The sequence below is a fragment of the Mycobacterium sp. SMC-15 genome (assembly GCF_045310925.1).
In the GTDB taxonomy this organism is placed as follows: Bacteria; Actinomycetota; Actinomycetes; order Mycobacteriales; family Mycobacteriaceae; genus Mycobacterium.
In genome coordinates this window covers 270445-290856 of sequence record NZ_JBJIAJ010000001.1, presented here as the reverse complement: position 1 = coordinate 290856, position 20412 = coordinate 270445, and the positions used below count along the sequence as shown (strand labels likewise).

Below are 20412 nucleotides of genomic sequence, written 5' to 3'. Positions count from 1 at the left end.
GATCTACTCACCTACCTCTGCGCGGGCCAGCTCCGCCCGGATCTGCTGTTTGACCACTTTGCCGGCATCGTTCTTGGGCAACGCATCCCAGATCAGCACCTGCTCCGGGGCTTTGAACCGTGCAACGCCGCGTTCGGTCAGCATGTCGCGCAGCTCGGCGACACCCGGAGGGGTCTGTCCGGCCGGCACGATCACTGCGCAGGCGCGCTCGCCGGTGCGCACGTCGGGGATCCCGACCACGGCGACCTCGGCGATCTGCGGGTGACCGATCAGGATGTCCTCCACCTCGCGCGCGGAGATGTTCTCGCCGTTGCGGATGATCACGTCCTTGAGGCGTCCGGTGACGAGTAGATAGTCCTCGTCGACCCACCGACCGAGATCGCCGGTCGCGAAGTAACCCTGTTCATCGAAGCAGCCGCGCCCGTCCTCGGGGTGCAGGTAGCCCAGCAGCATCTGCGGGCCGCGGACGTAGATCTCCCCCTCGCCGGGGGGAGCGCCGGGGTGCGAGACCAACTTGATGTCGGCGATCCCGGCCCGGCCGTCGGTCTCCGCGGCGTGGGACAGGTCATGGGGGCCCACCGATCCGACCGTGCTGACCGGAACCTCGCTGGACCCGTACACCCGGGTGACGACGGCGGTGTGAAAGTGGCCTGCCGCTTCGCGGATCAACGACGCCGGAACGGACGCACCGCCGCAGACGAAGAGCTTGAGATCGGGCAGCCGGGTGCCGGCGGCGCGCGCGGCGGTGAGCAACTGGGCCAGAAACGGCGTTGCCCCGGCCACGTGGGTGCAGCGCTCGGCGAGCATCAGCGCGACCGCGGCATCGGGGTTCCAGGTCTCCATCAGCACGGCGGTGGTGCCGAGCAGCAACGGGGCTTCGAACGCGTAGATCGATCCGCCGATATGGGCGATGGGGGAGGGCACCAGAAACGTGGCACCGGGCGCCACTCGCCAGTACTCACCGAGCTGGCGGATCAGGGCGTGGATCGAACCGTGACTGTGCAGCACTCCCTTCGGCCGGCTCGTAGTGCCGGAGGTGTACAGCAGCAGCCGTACTGCATCGGTCGTTACCGCCGGCAGGTCCACGGTAGGCGCCTCGCGATCGAACAGTGCGCAGTAGTCGGTGTGACCGGTCGAGGACCCGCGCACCGTCACCACTTCGGGCGCCTCGGGCAGCGTCCCGGTCACTCGGGCCAGCATCGCCGCGTAGTCGTGGCCGCGGAACTGCTCGGGTGCGAACAGCATTCGGGTGCCCGAGTCGGTGAGGATGAAGGTCAGTTCCGCGTCGCGCAGCGACGGCAGGATGGGGTTGACCACCATCCCGGCCATCGTCGCTGCCAGATAGACCACGGCGGCTTCGTGCCAGTTCGGCAGCATGAACGACACCACGCTGCCGGCGGGCATCCTCGCCAGCAAGGCTTGCGCCAGTTCCGTTGCCCGACTGAGCAGTTCCCGGCAGGTCAGGCGGACATCACCGTCGATCAGCAACACCCGCTCGGGGTTCTGCGCGGCGGCCTGCGCCAGGGTGTCGCCCAACGTGGTCACGGGTCGCTCGGTCCGGTCACCCGGTGCAGCGTCATCGAGTAGCGATAGTCGTCGCCGGCATGGGTGTTCACCGTCACCTGGGCGATCTCACCCTCGGAGGTGGTGTAGCTGCGCTGCATCTGTAGCCCGGCGGTGCCGGGCTCGACGGCTAGGGCGGTGGCGAGTTCGGGGGTGATGATCACCGCCCGGATGTGCTGGCGGACTTCGACGACGCTGACCCCGAACACGTCCTCGATCAGCGGGAAGATCGGTCCGGAGTGACGCTGCAACAGCCGGCCGACGCCGGCGAAGGCCCGGTTGATGTAGTACTCGGTCCGGCAGATCGGCGCGGCCTGACCCTGGGCGCGCCGGTTACCGCGCACGGCCAGCCATTCGCTGCCCACCGGCAGACCGGTGCGCGCGGCGACATCGGTGTCCAAGGTGACCATGGCGTTGGAGTCGATCTCGAACTGCGCGCCGGCCGCGAAGGCCAGCAGATCATCGATCGACACCACGTCTTGGGCGTAGCAGTTGGTCGCGGCGCGGGGGATCACCACGGTGCCCGCGCGGGGACGGGAGACGACGAGGTTGTCCTCCCGTAGTCGTCGCAACGCCTCGCGGACCGTGTAGCGGCTGACGTTGAACCGTTCGCACAGTTCATGTTCGGTGGGCAGCTGCGAACCGATCGGATAGACCCCGTCGGCGATCTCCTTGCGCAGCGTCCGCGCCACCTTCAGATAGCGGTGGTCGGTCACGAGCCGACCGGATGCAGTGCTAGCACGCTGCCGTCGCCGTCGGCCGAGACGAACAGGGTGCCGTCGCGGCCGCGCGCAATACCGGCGAACGGGCCTTGGGGACCGGAGAATGGCGGCATTCCGTTGAGCGGTTTGGGGGTCACGCCCGGGGGTGGCCCGATCGGTAGCCCCTCGGCGATCACCTGCTGAGTGCCGGCGTCGAGGTCGACGGCGAGCACTTGGCGGGTTCCGGCGTCGACGACGTAGAGCGTGTGGTCGGCCAGCGTAATCCCTTGTGGCCGAACGAGTCCGTCGACCACCGGTTGGGCCCCTGAGCCGCTGATGCGCAGCACCCGGCCCGCGCCGGATTCGGCCACCAGGTGGGACCCGTCATCGGCGATCTCGATCCCGACCGGTCCGGCCAGGTCGCGGGCCAGCACTTCCACCGCACCGGCACGCAGCCCCAAGACCCGGCCGGTGCCGAACTCGGTGACCGCGATACCGGCGGGTCCCACCGCTACCCCGTAGAGCTGGTCGAAACCGTCGGCGAGCACCTCGCTGGACGAATGCGCCGGCACGTAGCGTGCGACCTGCCCGCCGGAGGTGGTGACGACGAATTCGCCGGGCCCGACGGCGGCCACGCCCCGCACGAAGCCGGGGTAGCCGGGGCTGAACAGCATGCCGAGGGTTTCCAGCCGGCCGCCCGCACCGACGGCGTAGAAGTAGGTGCCGTCGGCGACAAACAGGGCGTCGGCCTCATCGATGGTGAGATCCAGCGGCCAGTTCAGGCCGCCCGGCAGCATCGTGGATGTCTGTCCGGCGCCGGTGATTTCGGTGATCTCGCCGGTGAAGTTCGAGATGAACAGGCGCCCGTCGACGAAGGTGCAGTTGTCCAGTCCGGGTTGCAGCTGCGCCAGCACGGTGGACGTACCGGTGCGCGGATCGATGCGCAGCACCTGTCCGCTGGCGGCCTGGGTGGACACGATGAAACCGTCGGCGTCGAACTTCACCGAGTCCGGTACGCCCAGATCGCCTGCGACCCGTTGCGGCTCGGCATCGGCGGCGAACGGGTCGATCCGCCAGATCTCGTTGGCGGTCATCACCGGGAAGTAGAGCAGTCCGTCGGGCCCCACCTCCATGGCGTTGGGCGACGGCAGGTTTTCGGCCAGAATGCGCCTGCCGCCGGTGGCCCGATCGAGTTCCATCAGGCGTCCGCCTTCGCGGCATTCGCCGACGAACAGCCGGTCTTGATACACGGTGATGCCGTTGGCGCAGGGCACATCGTCGCGCAGCACACGGCTGCGGCCGGAGGCATCGAGCGCACTGACGCGGGCATCCATCACCTCGGTGGCGTACAAGGTTCCGGCCGCGTCGAAGGCGACATCATCGGGCGCGACGACATCGCCGCCGCGTGCGCTCACGACCGCCAACTCGCCGGTGGTCACGTTCAGCGCACTGATCTGACTGCCGGTCACCTGCGCGACGTAGACCCGGCCGTCCGGGCCGGTTCGCAGCCCGTTCGCGCCGAACAGCCGGCTCGGTTCGGTGATCCGCTCCAGCCGCCAACCGGGCGCGGCGGAGGGGGCGCCGGCCACCTCGCGAGGGCGCGGCAGGGAGGCAGTCATGACTCCGGACGTTATCAAGCCCAGTTAGTCCAGACAATAGTCCGTCGCAGCGCGGCAATCCGGCCTTGACGCATGAATAACCGCTGCGGAATAGTGTTCTGCATTACGCAGAACGGAGTATTTTGTCCGAACAAATGACGGCCGGCGTCAATGGGGCAGGTGGGGAGACTCCGGCGCCCGGGCCGCTGAGCGGCGTTCGAGTGGTCGATCTGACGACCATGGTGATGGGCCCGTACTGCACGCAGATCATGGCCGACATGGGCGCCGACGTCATCAAGATCGAACCCCCGGAGGGCGACGCCACCCGCTACATCTCGGCCGGTCCCGCACCCGACATGAGCGGGGTGTTCGTCAACGTCAACCGGGGCAAGCGCAGCGTCGTGCTGGACCTGCGCAGCGTGTCCGGACAGACCGCGATCGCCGCGCTGATCGGCCGGGCCGACGTGTTCATCCACTCGATGCGGGCCAAGGCGATGGCCAAGCTGGGCCTGGGCTATGCCGAGGTGGCCGCGCTCAACCCGGGGATCGTCTACACCAACTGCTACGGCTACGGGCGCCGCGGACCGGCCGCCGACCGCCCGGCCTACGACGACACCATTCAGGCCGAATGCGGGCTGCCCGCGGTGCAAGAGCAGCTCACCGGGCGGGCCGACTACGTCGGCACCATCATGGCCGACAAGATCGCCGGGCTGACCGCCCTCTACGCCACGATGATGGCGCTGTTCCACCGGGAGCGAACCGGACAGGGTCAGGAAGTAGAAGTCGCCATGTTCGAGACCATGGCTTCGTTCATGCTTGTCGAGCACGCCAACGGTGCGATGTTCGACCCGCCGCTGGGCCCGGCCGTCTACCCGCGCACGGTGGCGCCCAACCGGCGACCGTACGAGACCAGCGACGGCCAGATCGCCGCGCTGATCTACAACGACAAGCACTGGAACGCCTTCATCGGCGCGGTGCAGCCGCCCTGGGCCTGCGAGCAGTACGCCACTCTGGCGCAGCGGGCCGGGCAGATCGACACCATCTACGGGCTGGTGGCGCAAACGATGAAGGAGCGCACCACCGCCCAATGGCTGGCGCTCTTCGGGGAGCTGGAAATCCCGGCGGCCCCGCTGAACTCGCCCGGGGCACTGTTCAACGATGCGCACCTCAACGCCGTCGGTCTGTTCGAGACCGTGGACACCCCCAACGGACCGGTTCGCTTCCCCGGGGTGCCCACCTGGCTGTCGCGGACTCCCGGTCGGGTCGCCGGCGCGGCCCCGGAACTCGGCGCGCACACCGCGGCAATCTTTGCCGAACTCGGACTCGAGCAGGGCACCGCATGACCCTCGACTTGGACATGGGGGCGCGCGCCGGGGAACTGCGAGTCCAGCTGCGCGAACTGATTCAACGGGAACTGCCCGATCGGTTCCCGGGCGCGTTCACCGATGACCCTTCGGACCTTGCTGCAGCACAACGGTTCTGCCGGGTGCTGGCGGAGCAGGATCTGTTGTGTATGTCCTGGCCGGAGGAATTCGGCGGGGCGGGCGCCTCGGTGTGGGAGCAGACCGTGGTGCGTGAGGAGATGTGGGCGCATCATGAGCCGCGCGGGGCGCAGTACATGGGGGTGAACTGGGTCGGGCCGATCATCATGCGGCACGGGACACCGCAGCAGCAGCGCCGCCACCTGCCGCCCATCGCGGCCGGTGAAGTGATCTGGTGCCAAGGCTTCTCCGAACCCGAGGCCGGCTCCGACTTGGCTTCACTGCGCACTCACGCCCGCCGCGATGGTGACGGTTGGCTGATCAACGGCCAGAAGATCTGGACCTCCTACGCGACCATGGCGCAGTGGTGCTTTCTGCTGGTGCGCACCACCCGGGTCGGTGAAGGTTCAGTTACCAAGAAGCAGCAGGGCCTGACCGTGTTCCTGGTCCCGATGGACGATCCCGCCATCACCGTCCGGCCGCTGGGCACCATGATGGGTCCGCACCATCTCAACGAGGTGTTCTTCGACAACCTGCGCGTCACCGACGCCGATGTCCTCGGCGAACTCGACGCGGGCTGGTCGATCGTGGGCGACGTGATGGCGTTCGAGCGAGTCGGGATCGCCCGCTACGCGCGCTGCGAACGGTTGCTCGCCGCGGCGCCGCATGCCCTCGGGCAGCGCTGGGAGGCTCTGCCCGGCGAGGTGATCGCCCGCTGGGTGCGCATGCTCACGCACTGCCGGCGGGCCCGGCTGATGGCCTACCGGGTGGTGTCGCTGCAGGCCAGTGGCCGCATTGCGCCCGGTGACGCGGCCGCCTACCGGATCGCGGTCACCCGGCTGGACCAGGAGAGCGCAGAGGTGCTGATGGAGATCGCCGCCGAAGCCCCCGACGGCCCGCAGGCGCAGTGGTATCGCCAGGAGGTCGAAGACCACTGGCGCTACTCGCAGGCGGCCACGGTGTCCTCGGGCAGCATCGAGATGCAGCGCATCCTGCTGTCGCGCGCCCTGCTGGCGGTGGCGCGATGAACCTCGAACTCGGCCCGGACGCAGAAGAATTCGGACGGGCGGCGCGCCGCGCCTTCGAAGCGGCCGGCGGCGACGACCTGGTGATGCGCGCTGACGCCGATCCCAGCCTGCGGGAGCCGCTGGTCGGCCCGGTATTGCGCGGGTTGGGCACATTCGAGCTGAAGCCCCGCGCCGATGCCGACGAACTCGAGGCCGCCGCCGCACTGTGCCGCGGCGCCGGGTACTGGGCGCTTCCGTACCCGGTAGCCGAATGCCTGTCCACGCCGGCCGATCTCGACGTTGATGGGCTGATCGTGGTCGCCGACCATGCTCCCGCCGGCGTGGTGGCGGGGCTGTCGAAGCGCTGGGCCACGGTCACGCTGGCCGGGGTCCGCAGCACCGTCGTGGCGCAGTCGGAGGCCCGGCCGGCTCTGGTGGCGGAGCTGACCTTGGCCCCAGTCGACCCCGATGGCGTGGGTGACCTCGCGCTAGCGCTGACGCTGCCCTGCTGGACGCTGCTGGGGATGCTGGACCGGGCAATGGATCTGACGATCGCCCACGTCCGGCTGCGCGAACAATTCGGCCAGGCGCTGTCGACGTTTCAGGGCGTGCAGTTTCAACTGACCGACGCCGAGGTGGAGCGCGCCGGGCTGGACATGCTGGCCAAATACGCGCTGTGGAGTATCGCGACCGGGCGTCCCGAAGCCGTCGACGACGCACTGGCACTGCGATCGGCCGCGCTGGAGGCCGCCGACGTGGTGTTCCGCATCTGCCACCAACTGCACGGCGCCGTCGGATTCTGCGACGAGACCGCACTGTCGTGGCTGTCGCGCTACAGCCAGCCGCTGCGCCGCCTGCCCTGGGGACTGTCGGCCACCCGCGACCGGCTGGCCCGCCGCGTGCAACAGACCGGACTGACGGGACTCTACGCATGAAATACGACTTGCCGCCCGAGATCACGGTGACCGGCGAGGGCCCGGTCCGCACCGTCACGATCAACCGGCCCGACGAACTCAACAGCGTCAACGCCAACCTGCACTGGGGCCTGGCCAACGTGTGGCGGCAACTGGCCGCCGACAAGACGATCCGGGTCGTGGTGCTGACCGGCGCCGGGCGCGCGTTCTCCGCCGGCGGCGACCTGAACTGGATCACCACCTTCCTCGACGACGAAGCCGCCCGGGACGAGAGCATCCGCGAGGGCGCGCAGATCATCGAAGAGATGCTGCGGTTCCCGCTGCCGATCATCGCGGCCGTCAACGGTCCCGCCGTCGGACTGGGCGCCAGCTTGGCCGTGCTCTGCGACATCGTGTTGATCTCGCAGAGCGCCTATCTCGCCGATCCGCACGTGGCGGTCGGGTTGGTCGCCGGTGACGGCGGGGCCGCCCTCTGGCCGCTGATCACCCCGATCCTGCGAAGCCGCGAATACCTCTACACCGGCGATCGCATCGACGCCGCCACCGCGGTCGAACTCGGACTGGCCAGCCGCGCGGTGGCACCCGAAGAGTTGCTGCCGCAAGCACATCAGCTGGCCGCCCGCCTGGCTGCCCAGCCGCCGGAAGCGCTGCAGGGCACCAAGCGGGTGGTCAACATGTACCTGTCGCAGGTGCTGGGCGGGCCGCTGCAAGCCGGGTTCGCCGCCGAGGTGGCGACCATGAAGTCCGACGATCACCGGCAGCGCCTGCTGGCCTTCGCAGAGCGGGCGAACCGGCGATGACGGAACCGCATCAGCCCGACGATTTCCGCGCGCAGGTACGCCGGTGGTGCCGCGACAACATCCCCGCGGACTGGCGCCGCGCCCAGACCGGGGTGAGCGAGCGCGAGTTCGTCGACTTCCAGCGCAGCTGGTTCGCCACCTTGCACAGTGCGGGGTTCGCGGTCCCGCATTGGCCGAGCGAGTGGGGCGGCGGGATGTCGGTGGCCGATCAGGCCGTGCTGTACCAGGAACTCGCCGCCCACGACGCGCCCCGGCTGGTGCTGGCCTTCGTCGGCATCCACCACGCGGCCGCAACACTGCTGGCCGCCGGTACCGAAGAACAGCGGCGCCGACACCTGCCGGCGATCCTCGACGGCGAGATCTGGGTGCAGGGCTTCTCGGAACCGGAGGCCGGCTCGGACCTGGCATCGCTGCGCACCACCGCGCGCCGGGTGGGCGATGACTATGTGGTGAACGGCCAGAAGCTTTGGGCCAGCGGTGCCAGCCATGCGCAGTGGTGTCTGCTGCTGGCCCGTACCGACCCGGACGCCCCCAAACGCAAAGGCATCTCGTACTTCCTGCTGGATATGGCCACCCCCGGCGTCCAGGTGCGGCCGATCCGCAACGCCGTCGGCGACCAGCACTTCTGCGAGATCTTCCTCGATGACGTCGTGATCCCCGCCGCCAACCTGATCGGGGCGGAGAACGCCGGATGGCAGGTGGCGCAGGCGACCCTGGGCGCCGAGCGCGGCATGACCATGCTCGAGCTCGCCGAACGCCTGGGCTGCGCGGGCTTTCGCTGGCTGGTCGATGCCGCCCCGATCGATGACCCGGTGGTGGCCGACCGGCTGGCACAACTGGAAACCGAGATCACCGGACTGCGCGGCATGTGCCGCCAACTGGTGCACAACGTCGAAGCCGGCACCGCCGGACCCGCCGACGCCTCGATCGTGAAGCTGTACTACAGCGAGCTGCTCCAGCGGCTCACCGACTTCGGTACCGAGATCGGTGGGCCGGACGCCCACACCGTGCTGGACAAACCGCTGTCCAGCGGCTGGGAGTCGGGGTCGTGGGTGCTGGATTTCGTCGGCTCCTGGGAATGGACCATTCCCGGCGGCTCCAGCGAGATCCAGCGCACCATCATCGGCGAACGCGGCCTCGGCCTGCCCAGAGAGCCGAGCATGCCGTGACCACCACCGATTTCGCCGAGCTGCACGACGACCTGCGAACGGTCGCCGCCGACGTACTGGCCCGCGGCAGGGTGGTCGACTGGTCCACCGTCGCCGACGCCGGCTGGTCGGGCCTGGAGATTCCCGACGCCCTCGGGGGCGCCGGGGCGAGCTTCGCCGAAGTCGCGGTGATCTGCCAAGAACTGGGCCGCGCCGCCGCGGCAACGCACTACCTGGGCGGTGCGGTGCTGTCGGTGGGGCTGCTGAACAGCCTGCGCGACAGCGAGGTTCGCAACGCCCTGCTGGCAGAGGTCGCCGCCGGGCGGACCCGGCTCGCCACGGTAATCGGGGGATCGTTCACCCTCGACGCCGAACGGCGGCTGACCGGCCGTGCCGACTTCGTGCCGGATGCCGACGGCGCCGACCGGCTGCTGGTGGTGGCCGCCGATACGTCCGGTGCCGATGTGGCGGTCGTCGTGGAGGCGCTTAGCGTCACCGACCAGCCGGTGCTCGACGAGACCCGCGACGTCGCCACGGTCGCCGCCGATGGGATCGAGGTGGCCGACTCGGCGGTGCTGCGGTTCGCGGGCAGCGCGCAGACGCTCGGACATCGGGCGGCGGTCGCGGTGGCGTGCGACAGCCTCGGTCTGGCCGAAGCCATGCTGGAGGCGACGGTGTCCTATGCGAAGACCCGGGAGCAGTTCGGCCGGCCCATCGGCTCCTTCCAGGCCGTCAAACACGCCTGCGCCGACATGCTGGTGAAGATCACGGTGGCCCGCACCCTGGTCCGCGACGCCGTCCACGCCGTGGTGCACAACGACTCAGACGTGGACGCCGCTGTCGCCATGGCGAAGTCCTACACCTGCGCGGCCGCCGTCGACGTGGTCGGCAAAGCGCTACAACTGCACGGCGGCATCGGCTACACGTGGGACAGCGGCATCCACGTCTACCTGAAGCGCGCCACCTTCAACCGGTCGCTGTTCGGATCCCCTGCAGCGCACCGTCGTCGTCTCGCTCAACGGTATTAACAAGTCAAGCAAGGAGTTTCGAGAAGTGGGTATGCCCGTCTATCGCCGGATCCTGGAACTGTTCGAGGCCGAAGGCGTCAACACGCTATTCGGCATCCCCGACCCCAACTTCGTGCACATGTTCGTCGAGGCCGAACAACGGGGCTGGTCGGTGGTGGCGCCGCACCACGAGGAGAGCGCCGGGTTCATGGCCGAGGCGGCCTCGCGGATGACCGGGCGCCCGGGCCTGTGCATCGGCACCCTGGGCCCGGGGGTGGCCAACATCGCCGGCGCGATGATGTGCGCGAAGGTGGAGAACTCCCCGGTGGTGTTCCTGGGCGGCCAGCGTGCCCGCATCACCGAGCGGCGGGTGCGGCGCGGACGCATCCAATTCGTCCGCCAGGAAGAGCTTTTCACACCGTCGGTGAAGTACAGCGCGTCGATCGAATACGCCGACCAGACCGACGAGATCGTGCACGAGGCCATCCGCCGCGCCATGTCCGGCACCCCCGGACCGGCCTATATCGAATACCCGTCGCACGTCATCCTCGAAGAGCTCGATGTAGCCGACCCGCCCGAGCCACACCGCTATCGGCTGGTGAATCAGCGGGCCGGAGCGCCCGAAGTGGCGCAGGCCGCCGAGATCATCCGCAAGGCGTCCAGCCCCATCCTGCTGGTGGGCCACGGCGTGCACACCTCGCGCAGTGCGGCCGCGGTCGCCGAGCTGGCTCAGCTGATGGCCTGCCCGGTGATCCAGACCTCCGGTGGCACCGCCTTCATTCCCGGTCTGGAGGAACGCACCTTCCCCTACGGCTTCTCCACCGCGGCCGTCGAGGCCGTCGCCGGCTCGGACGTCTGCGTGGCGCTGGGCACCGAGCTGGGGGAGCCGGTGCACTACGGCACCACCCGGCACTGGGCCGACAAGAACGCCGAGCGCAAGTGGATCTACGTCGAGCAGGACCCGCTGGCGATCGGGGTGAACCGGCCGGTGGACGTTGCACTGGTGGGTGACCTGCGGGGCGTCGTGCCGCAGCTGGTGGACGCCCTCCGAGGCAGCCCCCGCACCCCGTCTGCCGACCTGGACCGGTGGATCAAACAGGACGCCGACCAGCTCGCCGAACTGGCCGAAACCGCACCGGCCGGCCGTTCCCCGGTGCACCCGGCGCGCTACGTGGTCGAGGCAACTCGGGCATTCCCCGCCGACGGCATCATGGTCCGCGACGGTGGCGCCACCGTCATATTCCAGTGGACCTATTCGCAGGCCAAGCCGCACGACGTGATGTGGAACCAGAACTTCGGGCACCTGGGCACCGGGTTGCCCTATGCCGTGGGAGCCTCGGTCGCCGAGGGCGGCAAGCGGCCGGTGATGCTGCTGACCAGCGACTCGGCGTTCCTCTTTCACATCGGTGAGCTGGAGACCGCGGCCCGGCTGGGCCTGCCGCTGGTCTGCGTGGTGGGCGTCGACCACCAGTGGGGCCTGGAAGTCGGGGTGTACAAGCGGACCTTCGAGCAACCCTCGCCGCAGCCCGGCGTGCACTGGGGCAAGAACGTGCGGTTCGACAAGATCGCCGAGGGAATGGGTGCCCGCGGGGAGTACGTCGACGACGAAACACAGATCGGGCCGGCCATCGAGCGTGCCTTCGCCGCCGGCGGCACCGCGGTGATCCACGTCTGCATCGATCCCAAGGCGAACTCCGAAGAGATGCCGAACTACGCCGAGTTCCGCACCTGGTACGCCGAAGGAACCCAATAAACGAGAATGCTATTCTCGCTTTCGACTAACAACGTGCACGAGGTGATGGGCTGGAGGGGATCATGTCCGGCGGAATGAGCTTCGAACTGACCGAGGATCAACAGCTGATCCGGCAGTCGGTCGCCGAACTCGCGGCCAAGTTCGACGACCACTACTGGATGACCAAGGACCAGGCGCACGAATTCCCGCAGGAGTTCTACGACGCCATCGCCGGCGGCGGCTGGCTGGGCATGACCATCCCCGAGGAGTACGGCGGTCACGGGCTGGGCATCACCGAGGCCACCATCCTGGCCGAGGAAGTGGCGCGTTCGGGCGGCGGGATGAATGCCGCCAGCGCGATCCACCTGTCGATCTTCGGCATGCAGCCGGTCGTGGTCTTCGGCTCGGACGAGATGAAGGCCGAGACGCTGCCCCGCATCGTCAGCGGCGACCTGCACGTGTGCTTCGGCGTCACCGAACCGACTGCGGGCCTCGACACCTCCCGCATCACCACGTTCGCCAAGCGTGACGGCAGCGATTATGTGGTCAACGGCCGCAAGGTGTGGATCTCCAAAGCCCTTGAGTCCGAGAAGATCCTGCTGCTGACCCGCACCACCCCGCGCGACGAGACGGCCAAACCCACCGACGGCCTGACCCTGTTCCTCACCGATATCGACCGCGACCATGTCGAGATCCGGCCGATCACCAAGATGGGCCGCAACGCGGTGTCGTCCAACGAGGTGTTCATCGACGACCTGCGCATCCCGGCCGAACACCGGATCGGTGACGAGGGCAAGGGCTTCTCCTACATCCTGCACGGGCTGAACCCCGAGCGCATGCTGATCGCCGCCGAGGCCCTCGGCATCGGCCGGGTCGCGCTGGACCGTGCGGTCAAGTACGCCAACGAGCGCGTGGTGTTCGACCGGCCGATCGGTATGAACCAGGGCATCCAGTTCCCGCTCGCCGACTCACTGGCCCGCCTGGACGCCGCCGAACTGATCCTGCGCAAGGCCACCTGGCTCTACGACAACGGCAAGTCCTGCGGTCGTGAGGCCAACATGGCCAAATACCTTTGTGCCGATGCCGGTTTCGCGGCCGCCGACCGGGCGCTGCAGACTCACGGCGGGATGGGCTACTCGGAGGAATACAACATCTCCCGGTTCTTCCGGGAATCCCGCCTGATGAAGATCGCCCCGGTCAGCCAGGAGATGATCCTGAACTTCCTGGGCTCGCACGTGCTCGGCTTGCCGAGGAGCTACTGATGGCCGGCTACTTCGACCTGACCGGTCGCAGCGCGGTGGTGACCGGGGCAGCCGGCGGCATCGGCTCGGCGGTCGCGGCCGCACTCGCGCAAGCCGGGGCGGCGGTGCTGGTCACCGACGTCGACGCCGACGCGGCAGCCGCGGTGGCCGAACGGATTTCGGCATCCGGTGGCCGGGCCGAATTCGCGGCGCTCGATGTCACCGATCCCGACTCGGCGGAGGCGGCCGCCGCCAAGGCCGCCGAACTGGCCGACGGAAAGATCCACATCCTGATCAACAATGCCGGGGTGACCCGCCCGGCGATGTTCGAGAAGTTGACCGCCGAGTCCCTGCGACTGCTGCTCGACGTGCACACCGTCGGCGCCTTCAACTGCACCCAGGCCGTGCTGCCGTATGTCCCCACCGACGGCACCGGCCGCATCGTCAACGTGACCTCGGCGGCGGGCCTGACCGGCACCCTCGGGCAGGTCAACTACTCGGCGGCCAAGGCGGCGCTGATCGGCTTCACCAAATCACTGGCCCGGGAACTGGCGACCAAGCGGATCTGCGTCAACGCGCTGGCGCCGCTGGCGGCGACCCCGATGACCGAGACCATCCGCACCAATGAGAAGTTTGCGGCCAACATGATGAACCGCATCCCGATGAAGCGCTGGGCGGAGCCCAGCGAGGTCGCCGGCGCGTTCGTCTTCATGGCTTCCGATGCCGCCTCCTACGTCACCGGGCAGGTCTTGCCGGTCGACGGCGGCATGGTGATGTGATGCCCGAGCCCTCCAACGCGCCGCTGGCCGGCGTCACGGTGGTGGCGCTGGAACAGGCGGTGTCGGCGCCGATGTGCACCCGAGCCCTCGCCGACTTCGGCGCGCGGGTCATCAAGGTGGAAAACCCCGACGGCGGCGATTTCGCCCGCTACTACGACGATGTCGTCAACGGCCAGGCGGCGCACTTCGTCTGGGTCAATCGGGGCAAGGAATCGCTGACCCTGGACCTGAAAAGCGAAGCGGGACGCGATGTCCTGCACCGCTTGCTGGACCGTGCCGACGTGCTGGTGTCCAACCTCGCGCCGGGCGCCACCGCTCGGCTGGGCCTGTCTCCCGAGCAGATGGCGCAGCGACACCCGAACGTGATCGCCGTCGAGATCGACGGCTACGGTGCCGGCGGACCGTTGTCGCACAAGCGGGCCTACGACCTGCTGGTGCAGGCGGAGTCGGGGGTGTGCTCGGTGACCGGCAACCCGGGCGCCCCGGCCAAACCGGGCCCGCCGGTCGCCGACGTCACCACCGGCCTGTACGCGGCGCTGTCGATCATGGCCCTGCTGGTGGGCCGCAAAGGAGCAGGTGCCCAACCCGATTCGCCGGCGCCGTCGGTGGCCGTGAGCCTGTTCGACACCATGGCCGAGATGATGGGCTACCACCTGACCTACGCCCGGCACTCCGGGATCGACCAGCAGCCGCTGGGAATGAGCTCACCGGCGGTGTCGCCGTACGGCGCCTATCCGACCGCGGACGGGCACACCGTGGTGCTGGGCACCACCAACGACCGGGAATGGCAGCGGCTGGCCCGGGAACTACTGGGCCGCAACGATCTCGCCGACGATCCCCGCTTTGCCGGCAACGCCGACAGGGTCGCAAACCGCGGGGTCCTGGACGAAGCGATCGCCGCGTGGTGCGCCCGCCACGACCTGGCGCATATCCAGGACGCCGCCGACGCCGCCGGGATCGGCAACGCCCGCTACAACGCGCCGAGTGACGTGCTGGCCCACCCGCAACTGGCGCAGCGCGACCGCTGGCACAGCATCGACACCCCGGCCGGCCCCATCCCGTCGTTGCTGCCGCCGCCGGTGATCTCCGGCTACCACCCGCCGATGGGTGCGGTGCCGGGCCTGGGCGAACACACCGACGCGGTGCTGGACGAACTGGGTCTGACCGGCGAGGACATCGCAACGCTGCGCGCCCACGGCGTCATACGGCAGGCTGGACGCTGATGGCTCCCGACACTGCGCCCGTGCTGCTTTGCGCCGACCGCGACGGCGTGCGGACGCTGACCCTGAACCGGCCAGCGCGCAAGAACGCGATCAACCCGGAGCTGTGGCGTGCGCTGCGCGATGCGCTGCGTGACGCCGCCGACGACCCCGACCTGCGTGCGCTGGTGATCACCGGCACCGGCGGGGCGTTCTGCTCGGGCGCTGATATCGGCACCCCCGATGACGTGCACCCGGTGGAGAAACTGCGCCGGCTGTCCGACGTCGCACTGGCCCTGCACGAGTTGACCATCCCCACCATCGCGAAGGTGACCGGCGTCGCCGTGGGGGCCGGCTGGAACCTGGCGCTGGGCTGCGACCTGGTGGTTGCCACGCCGGAATCGACGTTCTGCCAGATCTTCTCGAAGCGCGGGCTCTCGATCGATCTGGCCGGATCCTGGTTGCTGCCCAAACTGGTCGGGCTGCAACAGGCCAAGCGGCTCGCACTGCTCGCCGAGACCATCGACGCCGGCGAGGCGCAGGCGTTGAACCTGGTGACCTGGGTGGTGGGCGCCGGCGAGATCGACGCCTTCGTCGACGAGCTCGCCGACCGGCTGGCCGCCGGCCCGCCGCGAGCGCTGGCGCAGACCAAGGCGCTGCTCAATCAGGGCACCGACGCCACCCTGCCCGAGGCCCTGGCCAATGAGGCACGGGCCCAGATCGTGAACTTCGCGGGCACCGATGCCGCGGAAGCCTATGCGGCGTTCGCCGAGAAACGCCCGCCGCGCTTCACCGGCGGGTGGCCGCCGAAGTCAACGAGATCGGAGTAGTCAGATGCGACCCACGGTGATCGTCGGAGCGGTGCGCACCCCTGTCGGAAAGCGCAACGGCGGGCTGGCCGGCACTCATGCCGCGGACCTGTCCGCGATCGTGCTGGGCGAACTGATGGAGCGCACCGGAACCGACCCCGGCGTCGTCGACGACGTGGTCTGGGGTTGCGTGTCGCAGGTCGGCGATCAGTCCTCCAACATCGGCCGATACGCGGTGCTGGCCGCGGGCTGGCCAGAGCACGTCCCGGCAACCACGGTCAACCGGGCCTGCGGCTCCAGCCAGCAGGCGCTGGACTTCGCCGTGCAGGCCGTGATGTCGGGCCAACAGGACATCGTGGTCGCCGGCGGTGTTGAGGTGATGAGCCGGGTTCCGCTCGGCGCGGCCCGGGCCACCGGCGAACCCTTCGGCCCGAAAGCACTGGCCCGCTATGACGGATTCCAGTTCAACCAGGGCGTCGGCGCCGAGATGATCTGCGAGAAGTGGGGTTTCGATCGCACCCAGGTCGATGAGTATTCGGCGCGCTCACACGAGTTGGCCGCCGCCGCGCAGGACATCGGTGCATTCCGCGATCAGATCGTCCCGGTCGCGACCGACGGCGGAGTGGTGGACGCCGACGAGGGCATCCGCCGCGGCACCACCGCCGAGAAGCTGGCCGGGCTCAAGCCGGCCTTCCGCGAGGACGGATTGATCCACGCCGGCAACTCCTCGCAGATCTCCGACGGCGCCGCAGCGCTTTTGGTGATGAGCGAGGACGAGGCCGCCCGGCGCGGGCTGACCCCGCTGGTGCGCTACACCGCCGGCGCGGTGACCGGCGCCGACCCGGTCCTGATGCTCACCGGGCCCATCCCGGCCACCGCGAAGGTGCTCCAGCGCGCCGGACTGAGCATCGACGACATCGGCGTCTTCGAAGTCAACGAGGCCTTCGCTCCGGTGCCGATGGCGTGGCTGGCCGAGACCGGCGCCGACCCCAAGCGTCTCAACCCGGTCGGCGGTGCTATCGCCCTGGGTCACCCGCTCGGTGCATCGGGAGCGGTGCTGATGATCCGGATGATTCACCACATGCGCGCCAACGGGATTCGCTACGGCCTGCAGACCATGTGCGAGGGCGGCGGCACCGCCAACGCCACGATCGTCGAGTTGGTCGGTTAGGGGACTGTCCATGCGGCGCGATCTGTTCACGCAGGACCATGAGTCATTCCGTGCCTTGGCCCGCGACTTCGTCGAGAAGCATGTGGTGCCCGAATACCCCAACTGGGAGAAGGCCGGCCGGATGCCGCGCGAGGTGTTCGAGCACCTGGGCTCGCTCGGGATGCTGGGCATGGCCATCCCCGAGGAATACGGCGGCGCGGGCGTCGAGGACTACCGCTACAACGTGGTGCTGCAGGAGGAAGCGGCGCGCGCCCTGGTCACGCTGTCCACGGTGCGCACCCAACTCGAGGTGATCCTGCCGTACTTCCTGCACTACACGAACGACGAACAGCGGGCGCGCTGGTTTCCCGGGATGGCGGCCGGCAAGCTGCTCACCGCGATCGCGATGACCGAGCCCGGCACCGGATCGGATCTGGCCGGAATGCGCACCACCGCCGTGCGAGACGGTGACGACTACATCCTCAACGGGGCCAAGACGTTCATCACCGGCGGTATTCAGGCCGACCTGGTGATCGTGGTGGCCCGCACCTCAACCGACCCCGACAACCGTCGCCGCGGGCTGACCCTGCTGGTGGTCGAGGGCGGCATGCCCGGCTTCGAGCGTGGCCGCGAACTGGACAAGATGGGCTGCAAGGTCCAAGACACCGCCGAACTGTCCTTCACCGACGTCCGCGTTCCGGTGGCCAACCGGCTGGGGGAGGAGGGCGAGGCCTTCAGCTACCTGGGGCACAATCTCGCCCAGGAACGCCTCACGGTGGCGGTCGGGTCGGTTGCCCAAGCCCGCTCGGCGCTGGCCGCGACCATCGACTACGTGCAGAACCGCAACGTGTTCGGCTCGCCGGTCGCCTCGTTCCAGAACACCAAGTTCGAGTTGGCGGCGGTCTCCACCGAGATCGAGGCGGCCCAGTGCATGCTCGACCGGGCGGTCGCCGATCACGTCGAGGGCATCTTGTCGGGTGCGGACGCGGCCCGGACCAAACTGTTCTGCACCGAGATGCAGGCCCGGGTCATCGACCGCTGTCTGCAGCTGTTCGGCGGCTACGGCTACATGATGGAATACCCGATCGCCCGGCTCTACACCGATGCGCGGGTGGCCCGGATCTATGCCGGGACCAGCGAGGTGATGAAGATGATCGTCGCCAAATCGCTGGGTTTGTGAGGGCAGAAAACACACCCCGGATTCCGCCCGAGCGTGAAGGCAACTTCACGCTCGAACGTCGAGCGTGAAGCCGACTTCACGCTCGGTGAGAGCTCCGCCAAAAAAATAGTTGTATGAGACCCTTGTCACAGCAGGCCTAACCAACCTACTGTGTGTTCACTTGGTTGGTTAAGCAAAGGAGACCGGTGACGTCACCCCGGCCGTACGCCACACTGCTCGCCAAAGGCGAGGACCGCAGGCAGCGGATTCTGTTGGCGGCTGAGCACCTGCTGGCGCGCAATGGCTGGCGCAACACCTCACTGGCGCAGATCGCCCGCAACGCCGGCGTCAGCGCGGCCGGCCTCTTGCACCATTTCGCGTCCAAAGAACAGCTGCTGCACGCGGTGCTCGATGCCCGCGACGCCGACGACGACATCCACGCCGACCGCAGCGGCGACCTGATCGAGGAGATCCAGCGGGTTGCCGAACGGTTCACCCGGGCGCCCGAATTGGTCGGCACCTTCACCGTGCTGCTCGCCGAGAACGTCCTGCCCGAGGCGCCGCTGCACGACCGGATGCTGCACCGGTACCGCAGCGCGCTGGAGATCGTCGCCGACCTGATCCGGCGGGGCATGGACGACGGCCGCTACCGCACAGACCTCAACGCGACTGCCAAGGCCGCGGAGATTATCGCCTTTATCAATGGAATGGAGATGTCATGGCTGCTGGATCCATCAATTCCCCTGACCGAAGTGTTCACGGGGTACGCGGAAACGCTGGCCCGCGACTTCGCGCTTCAGGAAAAGGGCGCGCAGCGGTGACCGGGGCCGGGGAGCAGGACATGCGCTACCGGTTCGACATCGTGGGGCGCAGCGTCGTCGACGTCGTCATGGCCGCCGGCGGCTGGCTCTATGACCGTGCGACCGCGGGTTGGGACGTCACCGTGTTGATCGATGACGCCGAGGACACCCGCCCCCTGGAGATCCTGGGGGCCAAGGTGCTGGACCTGGCGTCGGTGCTCACCCAGTGGGAGCACTGGCCGCACCCGCAGACCATCGCGGTGTGCGCCGAGATGTTCGACGGTCACGCCCGGGTGCGCCAGGGGGTGATCGACGCGCTGGAGCACAGCAGCACCGAGGTGACGTTGTGGGGCGATGTGCCGGCCGAGTTGGACAGCGACGTCGACGCCCGTCAGCACCGGCTCAGCGCGGCGGCTCGCGCCTTCAAGGCCCAGGCGCTGCGGGCGGCCGGTATCGACCCGGCGGGCTCCCAGGCCTGGGACGCCCACATCGAAACCTTCCGCTGTGGGCCGGCCGCCTGTACGTCGGTCGCGGCGGACCTGAGCCCAGCCAGTTGAAGGGCACGGGCGGCGCGCGACCGACATGATGCCTGACCCACTGGCACGCTCCCTGGTGCTGGTGACCGACTATCGGGTGCCGGATCCGGCCAAGGTCTGGCCGCTGATGCAGCGCCACCGCGACAGCCTTGCCCACCTGGGCGCCCATCACGTCCTCGTCTACACCTCGTCGGTGGATCCAGGCCGGGTACTGGCGGTGATGGCGATCCACGCCGCGCAGCCGGTGGTCGACCTGCTGCGCGATGAGGCCTTCATGGCCTGGTTCGACGCCGTCGGCGTCAGCGACATCCCGGCGGTGTTCGCCGGATCATTGGTGGAGCGCATCGATCTTGCGCCGCATGTGTCCGCCGCCGAACCGCTCGGTTCATTCGGCGGTCCCGGCTTCGTCTCCCCTCCGCCGGCCCGGGGGCCGACTCCGGCGATCCTCGCCGAACCGCCGGGTGTCGTAGTCGCCGCCGTGGCCGAAGTCGGCGACACCCAGGCGCTGATCTCCCACGTACATGACACCGAGCAGCACTTCACTGCGGCCGGGATCCGGAAGATCCTGATATTCCAGGCCTTCGACAATCCGCGCGAGATCTTCATGCTGCAAGAAGCAGACGACGAACTCGGCGCCGGGCAGTGGATCAACGAACCGGAGTTCGCCTCCGAGTGGATCACCCGAGCCGGCGTCGGGATCTATCCGCCGGTGTTCGTCGGTCGCCTGGCGCACCTGATGCGCGTCGGCGACGAATCGGAAACGGCCGGCGAGCCGGCGAGCTGAGCGC

19 protein-coding genes are annotated in these 20412 nt (G+C 68.8%); 16 read left to right on the top strand and 3 right to left on the bottom strand.

Features of this window, described 5'->3' with window-relative positions; all coding sequences use genetic code 11:
• Positions 1-3 precede the first annotated feature (3 nt).
• The 3 genes from ACJH71_RS01400 to ACJH71_RS01390 are packed head-to-tail and all read right to left on the bottom strand — an operon-like array spanning position 4 to position 3883.
• The gene (locus ACJH71_RS01400) at positions 4-1545 is read right to left on the bottom strand and encodes an AMP-binding protein (protein WP_406756246.1); all 1542 of its coding nucleotides are present in this window, start codon (positions 1543-1545) and stop codon (positions 4-6) included.
• Positions 1542-2279, bottom strand: a complete 738-nt coding sequence (locus ACJH71_RS01395; RefSeq protein ID WP_406756245.1) for a GntR family transcriptional regulator — start codon at positions 2277-2279, stop codon at positions 1542-1544. Before ACJH71_RS01395 ends, ACJH71_RS01400 begins: the two co-directional genes overlap by 4 nt.
• The gene (locus tag ACJH71_RS01390) at positions 2276-3883 is read right to left on the bottom strand and encodes an SMP-30/gluconolactonase/LRE family protein (RefSeq protein WP_406756244.1); all 1608 of its coding nucleotides are present in this window, start codon (positions 3881-3883) and stop codon (positions 2276-2278) included. The genes ACJH71_RS01395 and ACJH71_RS01390 overlap by 4 nt, the downstream gene beginning before the upstream one ends.
• A gap of 185 nt (positions 3884-4068) precedes the next feature.
• On the opposite strand from ACJH71_RS01390, the gene ACJH71_RS01385 reads away from it, so the two are divergent.
• The 16 genes from ACJH71_RS01385 (at position 4069) to ACJH71_RS01310 (ending at position 20408) form a co-directional block, all read left to right on the top strand.
• Positions 4069-5205, top strand: coding sequence for a CaiB/BaiF CoA transferase family protein (locus ACJH71_RS01385; protein ID WP_406756567.1), 1137 nt, complete (start codon positions 4069-4071; stop codon positions 5203-5205).
• A complete protein-coding gene (locus ACJH71_RS01380) occupies positions 5202-6371 on the top strand; it encodes an acyl-CoA dehydrogenase family protein (protein ID WP_406756243.1) in 1170 nt (389 codons plus the stop codon). Before ACJH71_RS01385 ends, ACJH71_RS01380 begins: the two co-directional genes overlap by 4 nt.
• Positions 6368-7285 (top strand): acyl-CoA dehydrogenase family protein, encoded by a 918-nt coding sequence (locus tag ACJH71_RS01375; RefSeq protein ID WP_406756242.1) that lies wholly within the window; start codon positions 6368-6370, stop codon positions 7283-7285. Before ACJH71_RS01380 ends, ACJH71_RS01375 begins: the two co-directional genes overlap by 4 nt.
• The gene (locus ACJH71_RS01370) at positions 7282-8064 is read left to right on the top strand and encodes an enoyl-CoA hydratase/isomerase family protein (RefSeq protein ID WP_406756241.1); all 783 of its coding nucleotides are present in this window, start codon (positions 7282-7284) and stop codon (positions 8062-8064) included. Before ACJH71_RS01375 ends, ACJH71_RS01370 begins: the two co-directional genes overlap by 4 nt.
• Complete coding sequence (locus ACJH71_RS01365) at positions 8061-9233, top strand: acyl-CoA dehydrogenase family protein (protein WP_406756240.1); 1173 nt, start codon at positions 8061-8063, stop codon at positions 9231-9233. The genes ACJH71_RS01370 and ACJH71_RS01365 overlap by 4 nt, the downstream gene beginning before the upstream one ends.
• Positions 9230-10240: an acyl-CoA dehydrogenase family protein gene (locus ACJH71_RS01360; protein ID WP_406756239.1), complete on the top strand. Its 1011-nt coding sequence runs from the start codon at positions 9230-9232 to the stop codon at positions 10238-10240. Before ACJH71_RS01365 ends, ACJH71_RS01360 begins: the two co-directional genes overlap by 4 nt.
• Positions 10241-10265: 25 nt before the next feature.
• On the top strand, positions 10266-11972 hold the full coding sequence (locus ACJH71_RS01355; RefSeq protein WP_406756238.1) for a thiamine pyrophosphate-binding protein: 1707 nt from the start codon (positions 10266-10268) through the stop codon (positions 11970-11972).
• A gap of 62 nt (positions 11973-12034) precedes the next feature.
• Entirely contained in the window at positions 12035-13213 is a 1179-nt protein-coding gene (locus tag ACJH71_RS01350) for an acyl-CoA dehydrogenase family protein (protein ID WP_406756237.1), read from the top strand.
• The gene (locus ACJH71_RS01345) at positions 13213-13971 is read left to right on the top strand and encodes an SDR family NAD(P)-dependent oxidoreductase (protein ID WP_406756236.1); all 759 of its coding nucleotides are present in this window, start codon (positions 13213-13215) and stop codon (positions 13969-13971) included. The genes ACJH71_RS01350 and ACJH71_RS01345 overlap by 1 nt, the downstream gene beginning before the upstream one ends.
• Positions 13971-15194 (top strand): CaiB/BaiF CoA transferase family protein, encoded by a 1224-nt coding sequence (locus ACJH71_RS01340; RefSeq protein WP_406756235.1) that lies wholly within the window; start codon positions 13971-13973, stop codon positions 15192-15194. Before ACJH71_RS01345 ends, ACJH71_RS01340 begins: the two co-directional genes overlap by 1 nt.
• On the top strand, positions 15194-16000 hold the full coding sequence (locus ACJH71_RS01335; RefSeq protein WP_406756234.1) for an enoyl-CoA hydratase/isomerase family protein: 807 nt from the start codon (positions 15194-15196) through the stop codon (positions 15998-16000). The genes ACJH71_RS01340 and ACJH71_RS01335 overlap by 1 nt, the downstream gene beginning before the upstream one ends.
• A 4-nt stretch (positions 16001-16004) precedes the next feature.
• Positions 16005-17150, top strand: coding sequence for a thiolase family protein (locus tag ACJH71_RS01330; protein ID WP_406756233.1), 1146 nt, complete (start codon positions 16005-16007; stop codon positions 17148-17150).
• A gap of 10 nt (positions 17151-17160) precedes the next feature.
• Positions 17161-18309: an acyl-CoA dehydrogenase family protein gene (locus ACJH71_RS01325; RefSeq protein ID WP_406756232.1), complete on the top strand. Its 1149-nt coding sequence runs from the start codon at positions 17161-17163 to the stop codon at positions 18307-18309.
• A gap of 185 nt (positions 18310-18494) precedes the next feature.
• The gene (locus tag ACJH71_RS01320) at positions 18495-19109 is read left to right on the top strand and encodes a TetR/AcrR family transcriptional regulator (protein WP_406756231.1); all 615 of its coding nucleotides are present in this window, start codon (positions 18495-18497) and stop codon (positions 19107-19109) included.
• A 20-nt stretch (positions 19110-19129) separates the two neighbouring features.
• On the top strand, positions 19130-19645 hold the full coding sequence (locus ACJH71_RS01315) for a hypothetical protein (RefSeq protein ID WP_406756566.1): 516 nt from the start codon (positions 19130-19132) through the stop codon (positions 19643-19645).
• Positions 19646-19673: 28 nt separating this feature from the next.
• The gene (locus ACJH71_RS01310) at positions 19674-20408 is read left to right on the top strand and encodes a fatty-acid--CoA ligase (protein ID WP_406756230.1); all 735 of its coding nucleotides are present in this window, start codon (positions 19674-19676) and stop codon (positions 20406-20408) included.
• Positions 20409-20412: the final 4 nt, after the last annotated feature.